This window comes from Bacillus sp. SIMBA_008, assembly GCF_046535495.1.
GTDB lineage: Bacteria > Bacillota > Bacilli > Bacillales > Bacillaceae > Bacillus > Bacillus subtilis.
In genome coordinates this window covers 1-231 of sequence record NZ_JAWRWL010001380.1, presented here as the reverse complement: position 1 = coordinate 231, position 231 = coordinate 1, and the positions used below count along the sequence as shown (strand labels likewise).

The 231-nt window shown below is 53.2% G+C and carries 1 pseudogene; it reads right to left on the bottom strand.

Going from position 1 to position 231, the window contains the following annotated elements:
- Positions 1–98, bottom strand: a pseudogene (locus SB658_RS27980) (hypothetical protein); the annotation flags it as partial.
- Positions 99–231 lie beyond the last annotated feature (133 nt).

The window sequence follows — 231 nt, the reverse complement described above, 5'->3', positions numbered from 1 at the left end:
CCGATTTGTTTTCCGTCCGTAAACGAAATGGCGGTCGGCCCGTCCCACGGCTCCATTAAAGAGCTGTGATATTCATAAAAAGCCCGTTTCGGGCTGGAACCGGAATTTTCCGATGCGCTCAGGGCCGCAAGCATTCTTTATGACCGCGACGACAATGGCGAATATTTCCGGATCTACAGCCGCACCTTCGGGGAAGGTTTCTTCTTCGAGATCATCGAAAGGCGCGGAACC